The following is a 13,714-nucleotide window of genomic DNA, read 5'->3' on the forward strand; positions in this document are numbered from 1 at the left end:
CGCTTCTCGACAGGCGCTAGACCCGAGCCTCGTGGATCAGGCCGGCAGCCTTGTGAGCGATCGCCATGGCCGGCGCATTGGTGTTTCCACTGACGATTGTCGGCATCACCGAGCAATCAATCGCGTACAGTCCCCTCACCCCATGGACAGCCATGGACGCCGGGTCGACGACTGCCGAGGAATCGTCCTCGGCTCCCATCCGGCAGGTTCCGACCGGATGGTAATTTGTCTTGACCATTCGTTTGGCATGGGCACGCAAAAGCGGATCTTCGGCGGCCCCGCTACCCGGAACGATTTCTTGCTCTAGCAGGCCGGTCAACGGCTCCTGGCGTGCAAAGGACCGCGCCACCCTCAACCCCTTGATCATCGTTTCCATGTCACGGGGATCGCGCAGGAAACCACCATCGATTAGCGGCATGGCATCTGGTTTGTTCGAGCGCAACGTCACGGTCCCGCGCGAATGCGGTCGCAGGAGACAACAGGTCATTGTCAGGCCATCGCAAGGCTCGACGCCGGAGATATCGCGATCGACGTAGACGGTTGGAACGCAGTAGATCTTGAGTGTTGCATCGGCTTCAGCATCGTCGGGATTGACGAAGGCGCAGGCTTCGACACCGATCGACGCGACCGGGCCGGAACCGAACAGCAGATACTGCAGTCCGTTGCGGATCATCGGCCAGCCACGATCTTCGCCGAAATAGCCGTAGCGGCCGTTGCTCCTGAAGATGAGGGGTACCTCGCAATGGTCCTGCAGGTTTCTTCCGACACCGGGCAGGTCACAGATTGGCTTGATTTCAAGCGAGCGCAGATGATCGGCCGCGCCAACCCCTGACAGCATCAACAGCTTTGGCGTGTTGAATGCACCAGCAGCCAGGATGACGCCGCGATCGGCATGAACGCGTTCGACCTGACCACCGCGACGGAACTCGACACCCATTGCCCTCCCGGCTTCGACAAGCACACGGTCGACCCTGATTTGCGTGCGCACCTCCAACTTGGAATCTTGCAGAACACGCGACAGAAAAGCATCCGCTGCGCTGCAGCGGCGACGATCCGGTCCGATCGTCGACTGCATGTATCCGACACCACGCTGCCGGCCGCCGTTGAAATCGGGGGTGAAAGGCTCACCGGCATTCTGAACCGCGGCGACAAAAGCGTCCGTCATCGCGCAGTGATGGAACGGTGCCGATACGCTGAGCGGACCGGAATTGCCGTGAGCGGGAGCGCCGAGATGGTCATTGTTTTCGAGCGCCTTGAAATGATTGAGCATATCGGCCCACGACCAGTCGTGGCCCGTGCCCAGCATGTCAGCCCAGTTGTCGTAATCGGCCGCCTGTCCGCGCATGTATACCATGGCGTTCACTGAAGAACCGCCGCCGAGAACCCTCGCTTGCGGTACGATCGTGCTTCTTCCATCGAGTTGCGGTTGCGGTACCATATGGTGCATGTCGAGATAGGTGTCGCGCCCCAGATACTTCATGTAGCCGGCAGGCATGTGCATCAGTGGGCTCATGCGCCGTATCCCGGCCTCCAGAAGCAGCACGCTGGCACCGAATTCTTCCACCAGGCGCCAGGCCGCGACGCAGCCGGAACTGCCACCACCGACGATGATGTAGTCGTAGCGCTTCATGGCCATGGCTCAACTCGGACGCAGCCGCTTTCCATCTGCAGTTTCGAAGAAAAAGATCCGGTCGCGTCCCAGCGTCAGGAAGACCGTCTCGCCGATCTTCACTTTCCGATTGGCGTCAGCCACCGCACAGAAGAGACTGTCGCCCGCCTTGATCGAAACCAGGGTATTCTGGCCAACGAATTCGGTCGCGAATACCGTTGCAACCATGTCGGCGCCATCCGAACTGCCGACGAGCGCAACATCGTCCGGGCGAATGCCCATCGTGACATCTCCACCAACCGATGCCGGCAGCGCGACTATTTCGAATCCTGCACTGCGGAACTTTCCATCCGACATCGTTCCGCGCAGCAGGTTCATCGGTGGTGAACCGATGAATGCGGCGACGAACAATTCCGAAGGATCGTTGTAGATGTTTTCAGGCGTATCGAGCTGGACGATGCGGCCACCCTGCATGACGGCGACGCGTGTTGCCAGCGTCATCGCCTCGATCTGGTCATGCGTGACGTAAATCGTCGTCGTTCTCATTTCGTGATGCAGATGCTTGAGTTCCGTGCGCATCGAAACACGCAGCTTCGCATCGAGATTGGACAGCGGCTCATCGAGCATGAACAGACGCGGAGTGCGCACGATCGCGCGCGCCAGTGCGACGCGCTGGCGCTGCCCGCCAGACAAGGCACGCGGCTTACGCTCGAGCAGTTCCTCGAGATGGACCCTGCGCGCGGCCGACCTGACGCGCTCCTGGCGCTCATCGGGCCGGACTTTGCGCAGCCGCAGCGGATAGCCGATGTTGTCGGCCACGCTCATATGCGGATAGAGCCCATAATTCTGGAACACCATGGCAATGTCGCGCTCACGCGCCAGCTTGCCCACGACTGACTGGCCACCAATGCGGATGTCACCAGAGGTCACATCCTCAAGACCCGCGATCATGCGCATGGTCGTGGTCTTTCCGCAGCCGGAGGGACCGAGCAACACAAGGAATTCCTCGTCCTTCACGTGAAGATCGAGATGGCGGATGACCTGCACCGCGCCCCAGCTTTTTCCCACATTGGACAGTTCGACGTCGACCAAATGTCCTCTCCTTCATTCCGTCTTGACCATTAATAACTCCGATAATATGAGTATTCAAGACATGAGTTGATCTTGTTGCCGGCATGGCGCCGGTCCACTGGGAGGATGTGATGGACAAGATGAAAATGCCGACGGGAGGACTGCACCTCGCGGTGGACCGTCGCTCGTTCCTGCGCGCGAGTTCGATATTGGCCGCGGGCGGTGTGATCGCTCTACGCTCGGGGCTTCCGGTCCATGCCCAGGAAAACACCGCCGAACTGCTCAAGCTCTATGCTGGCGCGAAGGTGGACTGGCAGAAATACAAAGGCCAGACGATCGTGTTGGGTGGCCTGGAGCATGTTTGGATGCATGCGATCGTGCCCCTGATCCCGCTCTTCACGCAACTGACCGGGATCGAAGTCAAAGTCGAGAAACAATCGGAAACGGAATTCGCTGCCTCCATGCCGGTGAAGCTGGGCGGCGGCAGCGGCACACCAGACGTCTTCATGATCTGGGCCCTTGGCCAGGCCATCTCGGCGAAATGGCTGCAGCCTCTCGATGCATTCAGAGGCGATGCCTCCCTCTTCGATGCGGCCTGGTACGATGAGCCAGACATCTTCTCGTCAGCCCGCAGCTTCGAAAAATGGAGTGACGACGCGTCCTACGGCCTCGCCATCACCGCCGAGGCGCAAACCCTGTTCATGAACAAGTCCATGCTGGATGCGAAAGCTCTTGCCGCACCCGACTCGATGGACGATCTGCTCAAGCTTGCTGTCACGTTGAAAAGTGAAGATGTGGCCGGCATAGCCATGCGGGCAAAGCCGACAGGCGACGCGGCGCCCTGGACGCTGGCAGGTTTCGTTTTCTCCTATGGCGGCGCCTATGTGACAAAGGACGGCAAGTCCGGCCTCACGATGCCGGAATCGATCGCCGGACTCGAGATGTATGGCAAACTGCTCCGCGAAGCAGGACCGGTCGGCATCGCCAGCTACCATTGGATGGAATGCCTGAACGACTTCATGCAGGGTGCCGTGGCGATCGGCTGCGATTCCTCGAACTTCGCCACCGATATCGAAGACAAGTCGAAAAGCACCGTTGCTGGAAACACGCTGTTCGGCGTCTTGCCGGCCCCTGCCGGCAAAACCGCCAAACCGAACATGTGGCACTGGATGGCCGGCATCAACGCGAAATCCGCCAACAAGGATGCGGCCTGGCTATTCCTCATGTGGGCAACGTCGAAGCCCACATCGACCCTGACCGCGGCTGCGGGTCTGGCAACACCGCGCAGCTCAGCCTGGCAGACATCGGCTTTTCGTGACCGCTTCGGCGCTCAAGCCGCAGATGCCGCATTGAAGAACCTGCAGGCCGCCGACGGCGATTTGTTCAAGGCCGCCTGGTTCCACCCGAAAGCTCCTGAAATTCTCGATGCGGTCGGGATCGCCGTCAACGAGGTCGTGACCGGCAGCAAGGATGCCGCCAAAGCCTTTGGCGATGCCGACGGCAAGGTTCGCCAGGCGCTGGGACTATGAGGCCAACAACTGGCGCGAGAGATCGATTGAGACGAGTTGCGCCTGTGACATGGCGCAACTGCCAAAACAGGACGTGATCTAGAAATGGGCGCGCGTACGCGTTTCATCATTCTCATGCTGACGCCGACGACAGTGCTGCTGCTCGGCCTCACCATCTTTCCCTTCATCGCGTCCGTCGCCATGAGCCTCAGCAACTATTCGCTCGTGACACCGGATTCGCTGGCATTTGCCGGGTTGCAGAACTATTTCAAACTCCTGCAGGCAGAAGAATTCTGGACGGCATTGCGCGCAACGGCATTGTTCACCGTGCTTGCAGTCGCCATCCAGCTCACGCTCGGCGTGGCGATAGCCACCTTCCTGCACCACGAAACCCGAGCCGTTCCACTGCTGCGGGCGATCTATCTTCTGCCCATGGCGATCACACCCGTCGCCGCCGTCTTCACGTTCCGCATGATGTTCAACCCGTCACTGGGTGTGTTCAACTACCTGCTGAAGCTCATTGGCCTGCCGGCTCAGGACTGGCTCGGCACGCCGGCGATGGCCATGACATCGCTGCTGATCGTCGATACCTGGCAATGGGCACCATTCATGCTGCTGATTGCGGCAGGCGGGCTCGCGGCGATGGACGAAGAACCTCTGCAGGCCGCCAGGATCGATGGCGCGACCGAGACCCAGGTGTTCTTCCATCATACCCTGCCGGCGCTTCTCCCCTATCTCGGCGTCGCCATCGTCTTTCGCGCCATCGACGCCTTCAAGACCTTCGACATCATCTTCGTGCTGACGGGCGGAGGGCCGGGCGTTGCAACCAGGACGCTGAACCTGCTGGCGTACAAACAGGGCATCGAGTTTCTCTCCATGGGTTATGCCGCCGCCATCGCGATCGTCATGCTGGCCATAACCATCGTTGCCGCGCAGGTTTTCCTCCGTCGCATGCGTATGTTCGTGCCGAGGGCAGCGTTATGAAAGCGACGCGTTCCTTCATACCTTTCGCGCGCCGCCTGGTGTTGTCGGCCTTCGCCCTTTGGTGCCTGTTCCCCATCTACTGGCTGGCGATGATGTCCCTGAAAACAGAAGTCGATGCCATGGCGCGGCGGCCCAAATTCCTGTTCGCTCCGATCCCCGACAACTACATCACGGTTCTGTCCGATCCTGCAATCTGGACATACTTTGCCAACAGCGCCATCGTAGCGCTCGTCTCGACGGCGCTTGCCTTGCTGATCGGGCTTCCGGCAGCCTATGTGCTGGCACGGTACCGGTTTCGCGCCAACGCCGACTATGGCTTCTGGATCCTGACCACCCGCATGACGCCGCCGGTCGCGGTGCTGATCCCATTCTTCGTGATGTATGTGAAGACGGGGCTTATCGGCACGCATGCCGGCCTCATAGTCGCTCATGTGGCGATCAACCTTTCCATCGTCGTCTGGCTGATGAAGGGTTTCTTCGAGGACCTGCCAGATGAACTGGAAGAGGCGGCAGCCGTCGACGGCGCGACATATTTCCAGGCCTTCTCCCATATCTGCCTTCCCGTCGTCCTCCCCGGAATTGCTGCCGTGGCGATCCTGGCATTCCTGTTTTCCTGGAACGAGTTCCTCTTTGCACTGGTTCTCGGCGGCAACGACGTTCGGACAGTGCCTCTGGGTCTTTATGCCTTCGTCGGCTACCAGCAGGTCCGCTGGGGCGAATTGTCCGCCGCTTCGATCGTGTTGCTGGTTCCCGTACTGGTGTTCGTTCTGGTCTTCCAGAAACAGCTGATCCGCGGCCTGACCATGGGGGCCGTCAAGTGAGCTCCGATCGCATGCAGACAAGATTGGAGTTCGCAAAATGACAAAACTGCGCTCGCAGCATTGGTTTGGAGGGCTTGGCAAGGATGCTTTCATCCATCGCAGCTGGATGAAGAACAATGGTCTGCCAGACGATGCGTTCGACGGCCGGCCCGTGATCGGTATCTGCAATACCTTCTCCGAATTCACCCCTTGCAATGCGCATTTCCGAGGGCTTGTCGAACACATCAAGGCAGGCGTGCTCGAAGCGGGCGGCCTGCCGTTGGAGTTCCCCGTGTTCTCCTGCGGGGAATCCAACCTGCGCCCGACCGCCATGCTGTTCCGCAATCTCGCCTCCATGGACGTCGAGGAGGCGATCCGCGGCAATCCGATGGATGGGGTGGTGCTGATGGCCGGCTGCGACAAGACCACACCGTCCCTCATCATGGGTGCTGCCTCCTGCGACCTGCCCTCCATCGTTGTCTCCGGAGGGCCGATGCTCAACGGCCGCTTCCGCGGCCGGGAAATCGGCTCTGGCACGGATGTGTGGAAGTTTTCCGAAGACGTGCGCGCCGGCATCATGAGCGAGCGCGAGTTTGCCCAGGCCGAAAATGCGATGTCGCGCTCCCCCGGTCACTGCATGACCATGGGCACGGCCTCGACCATGGCCTCGATTGTCGAAGCACTCGGCATAGCCTTGCCGGGCAACGCCGCCTACCCCGCCGTGGATGCCCATCGAGCCCGGCTGGCGCGGATGAGTGGCCGCCGCATCGTTGAAATGGTGGAGGAAGATTTGCAACTGTCGCAGGTCCTGACGAAGAAAGCCTTCGAGAACGCGATCCGGGTCAACGGCGCTATCGGCGGCTCGACCAATGCCGTCGTTCATCTTCTTGCAATCGCCGGACGTGTCGGCGTGGACGTCACGCTTGACGATTGGGACAGACTGGGCCGCGACGTGCCCACCATCGTCGATCTTATGCCTTCGGGACGCTTCCTGATGGAGGATTTCTGCTACGCCGGTGGCGTCCCCGCCGTGATGAAGGAGATTGCCGATCTCCTTCATGTCGACGCGCTGACGATAACCGGCAGAACTTTGCGCGATGAGCTCACCGAGGCGAAGAACTATAACCCCCAGGTCATCCGGCCGAAGCATCAAGCCCTGACACAACATGGTGGAATCGCTGTTCTGCGTGGCAACCTGGCTCCCGATGGGGCGATCATCAAGCCTTCCGCCGCTTCGCCGGAACTGATGCGACACCGGGGTCGGGCAGTCGTGTTCGAAGACATCGACCACTACAAGGCCACCATCGACGATCCGACACTCGACATCGACGAGAGCTGCATCATGGTGCTGAAGAATTGCGGCCCGAAAGGCTATCCGGGCATGGCCGAAGTCGGAAATATGGCATTGCCACGGAAGCTTCTGCAAAAAGGCGTACGCGACATGGTGCGCATCTCGGATGCGCGCATGTCCGGCACCGCCTTTGGCACGGTGGTGCTGCATACAACGCCGGAAGCAGCCATCGGGGGGCCCTTGGCGCTGGTACAAAGTGGTGACGTCATCGAGCTTGACGTGGAAGCACGCAGGCTTCACCTCGACGTTTCGGACGAAGAACTGCAGCGGCGGCGCGCGGAATGGGAAGCACCCATTCCCGCCATGTCGAGTGGCTATCAGGGTCTTTATGTCGAGCACGTCTTGCAGGCGGATCGCGGCGCGGATCTCGATTTCCTGGTTGGTTGTCGCGGCCACGCCGTCCCGCGCGAAAGCCATTGAGGCACCAGATGCGCAAATTCGACGCCGACAATTTCCATGGCATTCACGCCATCGTCTACGCGTTGTTCGATGGCGAGGAGCGGTTGGACCGAACCGCGATAAGCAGGCAGGTGGAACTTTGCCTTGGGGCCGGGGCACACGGCATGGCGGCGCTGGGGCTCGCCACGGAAGTCTCGAAACTCACGGAGGCGGAACGCCGTACATTGATGGACTGGGTCGCAGAGGACACCGGCGCAAGAGTGCCGCTCGCCTTCACCATCTTCGGCGCCTCGGTTGGCGAGCAGATCGCCCAGATCCGCCATGCCGAAGGCGTCGGCGCGGATTGGGTCATCCTCCAGCCGCCGCCGGTGGGCAACTATGGTGCGGCCGAATACATCCGCTTCTTTGGACGCGTCGCACAAGCAACCGATCTACCGGTGGCCATTCAAAATGCCCCGGCTTTCTTCGGACGCGGACTGACCGCTGACGAAATCCGCGACCTCGTGAGGCAGCACCCCAACATCAGTCTGGTCAAGGGCGAAGGGCCAGTCGTCGACATAGCCGGCCTGATCTCGCGCACAGAGGGCCGCGTCCCGGTGTTCAACGGCCGGGGCGGACTGGAGTTGACCGACAATTTCCGCGCCGGCTGCCGGGGTATGATCCTTGCCCCGGACTGCATCGACTACGCAGTGCGTGCATATGAAGCCTTTCGTAGCGGCGACGAGGACAATGCGGAGACACAGTATCGAGCGATGTTGCCGGCGGCGGTTTTTGTCATGCAAGGCATCGAGAACCTCATCTGCTATGGCAAGCGCCTGTTCGGTGCTCGTGCCGGCATCCCGATCCACGATCGGGCCCCAGCCCTTCGTCCCGACAAGATCGGGCTTGAGATGGTGGAGCGTTTCGCGGCACAACTCGGCCCGCTGCCAGGTGGATAGCGGGCAACGGAAAGGGACAGCCGACATGGCATTGGCGAGCGACATGATGGAACCTGTTCCGGCTTCCGGGCGAGGTTTGCCGGCGCAGATTGCCGCCCGCATGGGACGCAGCATTTTGCGCGGAGAATTGCGACCGGGCGACAAGTTGCCCAAGGAAACAGACCTGCTGGACCAGCTCCAGGTCAGCCGCACGACGCTGCGCGAAGCGCTCACGATCCTGACCAGCAAGGGGTTCATCGAGGCCAAGCAGCGCATCGGCACCAGCGTTCGTGCGCAGGAATTCTGGAACACGCTCGATCCCACGGTCATGTCATGGCATGGCGAACAGGACGAAAAGGCGCTGGCCGAAGAACTGTTCGAAATCAGATCGGCGATCGAACCGCTTGCCGCCGGGTTGGCGTCGAGGCGCGCGACCGAGAGCGACCTTGCCCAACTTCGCGCAGCACTAGCGACAATGGCGCAGGATCATTCCAATCCCAAACTTGCCATCGAAGCCGACATCACCTTCCACCTGGGTATCATCCAGGCTGCGCACAACCGATTCCTCACGCCTGTCGGTTCAGTCATCCGTGCGGCACTGACGATCAGTGTCCCGAAGACCTTCACCAGATTCGGTGGTATGGGCCATGCGCTCGGCATGCACGAGGCAATCGTGAAAGCTATCGAGCAGCGCGATCCTGTCAAAGCGACCAAGGCGGCTGAAAAGCTAATTTCCGATACCTATGAGCGGAACTTCGGACAAATGGCAAAAGACCAAAATTGAGTATCTCCGAGACGTGCCCGTCCCGGAAACAACAGCTGCGAAAACAGACATTCATTGACGGTACACGAGATAAGCAGTCCGCCAATTCATGTTGCGCCTGCCAATCACAGCTTCGAAAGACGATCTCCCCGCCGGTTCGCTGAGAAGGACAGGTCAAATGCAGAGGTTGGATGCGCTCGAACCGGGCTTTGCGGATGGAAAGTGACCATCAGGAATCGAATGGGCAATGTCGTTGCTCCAACGATTTTTTGGTCCACTTCTGAAGTACAGGTCAAGCTGTCGCCCGGTGTCAATCGAAACCGCCGCCGACCAAGCCTGCAGGTGAAGCCACCTTCGGAGCGCCAATCTCCCAGGCAATTCGGGCGTGAAGCCGTCGCTTCGAAGCCTGGCCCCAATCGCGTGCCAAGCGGATCGTCTACTACCTCTTTTGGAGTAACCCAACAGGGCTGGAGATCAGGCCGACGAATGGCTATCCTGTTGTTCTTACATCGCCCCAGATGTACGTGGGCCTCATTCAAAACGGGGCAGTTCATCCGGCCTGGGTTGGACGCAAATGGCAACATTTGTTAGAGGTGGGGTGCGTTGAGCCCCATTCGTCCAGTCACATTGTTTGGGTCGGCAGGGGCAACTCGTCATGAACATAAAGATTGGACCGGCAAAGCGACCGGGACTCGAGAAGACAATCCTTGAACAGCCACTTAACCTGATCGAGGTGGACGTCGACGGTGATGACGTCCAGCTGCGCTTCTGCGCCGGCTGTCTTTACGACAATAAATCACTCTACCGCTACACAATGCGGTTTTCGCGCAGCGAGATGCTGGATTTGCTCGCGGACGGCCCGACGTCCTGATCCGAGCTGGTGGCTGAATCGGTCCCAGTCTGCCCGCGTTGATCGCCGCGGCTGCCACTGGCGCGGTCGCCGTCCATTGTCCAATGCGGTTCATTCGGGAGAATCGTCTTGTCCTGCTTGTCGACGAACGCAACCGAACCATCCAATAAGCTTAATGCCGACCTGTTCTTTTTGGCGATCCTCCTCCCCCACAGTTCCGTTGACAGGAAAACCAACCAATCGATAGGCTTTTGGCGTTCAGACGACGATTTCCCGATACAGTTGGGTATTGAATGAAAGCCGTCGACAGTCCGAGAACTGCAATCGGGTGAACGGTTTGCTGGATAGCGAAAGACGGCAAAGTCCTCCGGCAAGAGCACGACTGGGTCGTTCGGATCTGTTCGCGGCTTCAGCCGCTGAACGCCCGCTTTTTGAAAATTCGTTGTCAATATTGAACAGAACTGGGGCCTGGCACATCGCCAGGGACCTTTGTCAGGAGTTCGTACCGCAACACGCGCGGGTTCGGTACTGGCGACTTGGTTCCAGGGCTCCCGAAGGCTTGGCCCGCAAGATCGCTGCCCGGTTGATGATGATGGAAATCAACTGGCTTGGAGACAGTCGGCGATGCTTGATTGGCTCCAAAGCCAACAAGGAAAGCACGCGGATCTTCCTCGATCCACTTTTTGTACTGAGATCGGAGCTGACCGAAAAGGATATCGTCCTTTGCCATGACGTCGGCCCATTGAGCCACAGCTACCTTTACGATGCGAAGACCGTCGAGAATTATCGTGCCGCATACGAGAAAATTAGCAGGCATAGGCCGGCCATTGTTTTTGTCAGTGACTGGTCGCGCAACGGTTTCAGTTCAATCCATGGAGTGAACTTCCGGTTCTTGACCACGATCCCGCTGTACGTGCGCGCGGGACTGTTTGAAGGCCCCCTTGAAGCGCTTCCCGGGCTCGATGGCGTTTTCTTCCTGACGGTTGGCGCCTTCGAAACCCGCAAGAACCAGATCGCCGCGCTTGAGGCATTTCGGGATGGCGGTTTCCACCAGCAGGGCGTCAGATACGTGTTGTGCGGTTCGCGCGGCGAAGGCCGCGACAAGATCATCGAGTTTGCGAAATCGGTGCCTGGCGTTGTGATGCCGGGATATGTGCCGGATAGCCAGTTGCGCTGGCTCTACGCGCACGCAGAAGCGTTCGTTCTCCCAAGCCTGCTTGAAGGGTTTGGCATGCCGGCGTTGGAGGCTGCCTATATGGGCCTGTTGCCCATTGTCTCCGAACAGAGTGCGTTGGTGGAAGCAGTTGAGGGTGCTTGCTTGCAAGTGCCGCCCAAGGACAGGGCTGCAATCGGACGAGCTATGCGGCACGCCCTTTCACGGACACCGGCCGAAAAGGCGGAGACAAGCCTCCGACTGCGCGAGGTTGCCGCACGCGCGTCGAAAGAGCGCTTCTTGGAGAAGTGGCGAGAGCTTCTGACAGGCGAGTGACTGCTCGCGGGACACACGTTTGGCTGTCGCTCTGCCTCGCCACTACATATCAATCTCAGGGCAGACAGAGATGCTGGCGGGAGCATGTTGTCGCGCTTCTCGACTGACCGATCGTCAGCTTGCAGTTCCAGAAACGAATTGAGCCGTTGCGGGCGATGCCTCGATGCTGGTCCCATGCAGTGTGAGTCTGCGAAGACCTGGAAATGAACTCAGGCCTCGAAAGCAGGGGTGGATTGTACCGTTCGGTACCTGCCGTGCCGCTCAAAGTCAGCCGCCGTGCGCAGGGCCTTGACCCTTGTGGCGGAGACAACGGCGGTTGCAATGAAAAACAGGGCGCCGGGATCGGCGCTACCGCCCGAGATCGAGCTCGCAATCATGCCGGCAAAGGAAGCATTCCTGATGCTCAATACGACAGCCACCGTCTCAGGCGCCACCCAGTCCTGCACGCCGCGCAATCCCCGAACCAGGACGCCGAGCAGCATCGCCATCATCAACGATCCAAAGAGGCCAAGCTGAGACAGCACTGCGATCGGCCAACTTGATGCCCTCGAACTGCCGAAACCGACTCCAAGGCCGCCTGTGTCAACAAAGGACTGCAGGCTTTTGACGTTCCAATAGGCACGCTCCTGTCCCGAGGCGGAATCGGCCTTGTTGATGATGGTGCTGTTGATAAGTCTGACAAAAGGATCGAGCGCGTCAGCGCGGTAAAGGCTGATGCCCAGGATGCTAATCACCCCCAGCACCATGAAGAGGGCAATCAAGATTTCCTCGCGCTCGACCCTACCCCGGAAGATTGATGCCGACATTGAAAGTACAACTGGAATGCACAGCAAAGCGAGGCCGACATAGGCAGTCGAAGAAGTGGACAGGATGGTCAAGAAAAGCAGGATGACCGACAACCACTGTGAAAGACGCGACTTGGTCCGTCTCCAGTAGGTATAGGAGAATGCGAGGCAGGTCAGGGAGGCACCGGCGAACGAAGAAGCCTCGGAAAAAGCTCCGGTGATGCGCGCGAAACCAGCCTCATAAGCATTGCTTATTATCGCATAGTTGGCGGTTCTGATCGGGGCGAGGATATCTCCTATCCCTGCATTCTTGCCGATAAAATCGACTGTCCCCATGCCAGCGTGCAGGCCGCACCATAAGAAGAACCCACGGCGTATCTGGTCGATCCTTTCGGCGTGCAACAGCAGGGTGCAAAGCACGATGGTCGTAAGCCCGCCAAGAATGAAATAACCCGTCTGGGAGATATTGCCCGAGATAGGGGTCAAGGACGCTTCCACGACGGTGCCCCGGATTTTCGACTGGACAAAGACCGCCGTCTGCCCCGCAAAGAACCGCGGAAACAGCCACGCTCCGATCATGGCGTAAACCATGACGCTTGCCAGAACCCAGAGCGGGCGAATGCTTCCAAACACGCTTCCGAGGTCGAGCCAGATGCGGCGCCTCGCAGCGACGGCGGCGATAAGCAGCGTCTCGAACAGGGTGTAGATCAGGGGAGACGACCCTCCCAGGAAGGTGAGGGTCACGACGGCCGTCGCTCCAAATGCCTGGGACGCGATCAGTCCGACCATCAACATGCCTCGGGCATAATAAGCAATGGCCAGAATCACCACGCACACCAGCAGACCCGGCAAAGACACCTGCATTGCTGGTTGAGCCTCCCGCTCGGCTGATCCCGATGCTGTTGACGTAAGGCGCTTCTCGATGACGCATTTTCGACACGCCTGCGCCCCCGGCAAGGGAGTCAAACGGCGTAGCCCTGCGTCCACAAGAAGCCGTAGCGCAGATCATTCCATCAGCGCCGCGTTCCGCGTGCCCGTCGAGAGTTCGGGTCGTAGGCCATTCAGGTGAACCGGCGCAGGACCCCGTGTAGAACGGAGATCGAGTGTTCGCCCGCCCAATAGTTACGATGAACCGAACAGCGGTTTTTCGGACCCTGGCCCGGCCCATCCTGCAAACGGCTGATACCA

General features: G+C 59.6%; 11 protein-coding genes. 8 read left to right on the forward strand and 3 right to left on the reverse strand.

Annotated elements, in window-relative coordinates:
* Window positions 1-16: 16 nt before the first annotated feature.
* Both ACFWYE_RS25370 and ACFWYE_RS25375 read right to left on the reverse strand, forming a co-directional pair.
* The gene (locus ACFWYE_RS25370) at window positions 17-1,636 is read right to left on the reverse strand and encodes a GMC family oxidoreductase (protein ID WP_379114972.1); all 1,620 of its coding nucleotides are present in this window, start codon (window positions 1,634-1,636) and stop codon (window positions 17-19) included.
* A 3-nt stretch (window positions 1,637-1,639) separates the two neighbouring features.
* Complete coding sequence (locus ACFWYE_RS25375; RefSeq protein WP_379114973.1) at window positions 1,640-2,701, reverse strand: ABC transporter ATP-binding protein; 1,062 nt, start codon at window positions 2,699-2,701, stop codon at window positions 1,640-1,642.
* Window positions 2,702-2,811: 110 nt separating this feature from the next.
* Between ACFWYE_RS25375 and ACFWYE_RS25380 the strand changes: the two genes are divergently transcribed.
* The 8 genes from ACFWYE_RS25380 (at window position 2,812) to ACFWYE_RS25415 (ending at window position 11,741) form a co-directional block, all read left to right on the forward strand.
* The gene (locus tag ACFWYE_RS25380; RefSeq protein WP_379114974.1) at window positions 2,812-4,209 is read left to right on the forward strand and encodes an extracellular solute-binding protein; all 1,398 of its coding nucleotides are present in this window, start codon (window positions 2,812-2,814) and stop codon (window positions 4,207-4,209) included.
* A gap of 84 nt (window positions 4,210-4,293) precedes the next feature.
* Complete coding sequence (locus tag ACFWYE_RS25385) at window positions 4,294-5,172, forward strand: carbohydrate ABC transporter permease (RefSeq protein ID WP_379114975.1); 879 nt, start codon at window positions 4,294-4,296, stop codon at window positions 5,170-5,172.
* Window positions 5,169-5,993, forward strand: coding sequence for a carbohydrate ABC transporter permease (locus ACFWYE_RS25390; protein WP_379114976.1), 825 nt, complete (start codon window positions 5,169-5,171; stop codon window positions 5,991-5,993). The genes ACFWYE_RS25385 and ACFWYE_RS25390 overlap by 4 nt, the downstream gene beginning before the upstream one ends.
* Before the next feature lie 37 nt (window positions 5,994-6,030).
* Window positions 6,031-7,743, forward strand: a complete 1,713-nt coding sequence (gene araD, locus ACFWYE_RS25395) for an L-arabinonate dehydratase (RefSeq protein WP_379114977.1) — start codon at window positions 6,031-6,033, stop codon at window positions 7,741-7,743.
* A gap of 8 nt (window positions 7,744-7,751) precedes the next feature.
* Window positions 7,752-8,660 carry a dihydrodipicolinate synthase family protein gene (locus ACFWYE_RS25400; protein ID WP_379114978.1) on the forward strand — a complete coding sequence of 303 codons (909 nt, stop codon included), beginning with the start codon at window positions 7,752-7,754 and terminating at the stop codon, window positions 8,658-8,660.
* 43 nt (window positions 8,661-8,703) lie between these two features.
* Window positions 8,704-9,423, forward strand: coding sequence for a FadR/GntR family transcriptional regulator (locus ACFWYE_RS25405; RefSeq protein ID WP_379114979.1), 720 nt, complete (start codon window positions 8,704-8,706; stop codon window positions 9,421-9,423).
* 634 nt (window positions 9,424-10,057) lie between these two features.
* Entirely contained in the window at window positions 10,058-10,273 is a 216-nt protein-coding gene (locus ACFWYE_RS25410) for a hypothetical protein (RefSeq protein ID WP_379067411.1), read from the forward strand.
* Window positions 10,274-10,811: 538 nt separating this feature from the next.
* Complete coding sequence (locus ACFWYE_RS25415; protein ID WP_379114980.1) at window positions 10,812-11,741, forward strand: glycosyltransferase; 930 nt, start codon at window positions 10,812-10,814, stop codon at window positions 11,739-11,741.
* A 209-nt stretch (window positions 11,742-11,950) separates the two neighbouring features.
* Here the strand turns inward: ACFWYE_RS25415 and ACFWYE_RS25420 are convergent, their stop codons facing one another.
* Entirely contained in the window at window positions 11,951-13,390 is a 1,440-nt protein-coding gene (locus ACFWYE_RS25420) for a hypothetical protein (RefSeq protein WP_379114981.1), read from the reverse strand.
* Window positions 13,391-13,714: the final 324 nt, after the last annotated feature.

The sequence above is a fragment of the Mesorhizobium sp. NPDC059025 genome (assembly GCF_042739655.1).
GTDB lineage: Bacteria > Pseudomonadota > Alphaproteobacteria > Rhizobiales > Rhizobiaceae > Mesorhizobium.

What these genes read in the sequence shown, in the direction of transcription:
- ACFWYE_RS25370 (WP_379114972.1), bottom strand. Translation starts at nt 1,636, where the DNA reads ATGGCCATGAAGCGCTACGACTACATCATCGTCGGTGGTGGCAGTTCC.
- ACFWYE_RS25380 (WP_379114974.1), top strand. Translation starts at nt 2,812, where the DNA reads ATGGACAAGATGAAAATGCCGACGGGAGGACTGCACCTCGCGGTGGAC.
- ACFWYE_RS25385 (WP_379114975.1), top strand. Translation starts at nt 4,294, where the DNA reads ATGGGCGCGCGTACGCGTTTCATCATTCTCATGCTGACGCCGACGACA.
- ACFWYE_RS25390 (WP_379114976.1), top strand. Translation starts at nt 5,169, where the DNA reads ATGAAAGCGACGCGTTCCTTCATACCTTTCGCGCGCCGCCTGGTGTTG.
- araD (WP_379114977.1), top strand. Translation starts at nt 6,031, where the DNA reads ATGACAAAACTGCGCTCGCAGCATTGGTTTGGAGGGCTTGGCAAGGAT.
- ACFWYE_RS25400 (WP_379114978.1), top strand. Translation starts at nt 7,752, where the DNA reads ATGCGCAAATTCGACGCCGACAATTTCCATGGCATTCACGCCATCGTC.
- ACFWYE_RS25405 (WP_379114979.1), top strand. Translation starts at nt 8,704, where the DNA reads ATGATGGAACCTGTTCCGGCTTCCGGGCGAGGTTTGCCGGCGCAGATT.
- ACFWYE_RS25410 (WP_379067411.1), top strand. Translation starts at nt 10,058, where the DNA reads ATGAACATAAAGATTGGACCGGCAAAGCGACCGGGACTCGAGAAGACA.
- ACFWYE_RS25420 (WP_379114981.1), bottom strand. Translation starts at nt 13,390, where the DNA reads ATGCAGGTGTCTTTGCCGGGTCTGCTGGTGTGCGTGGTGATTCTGGCC.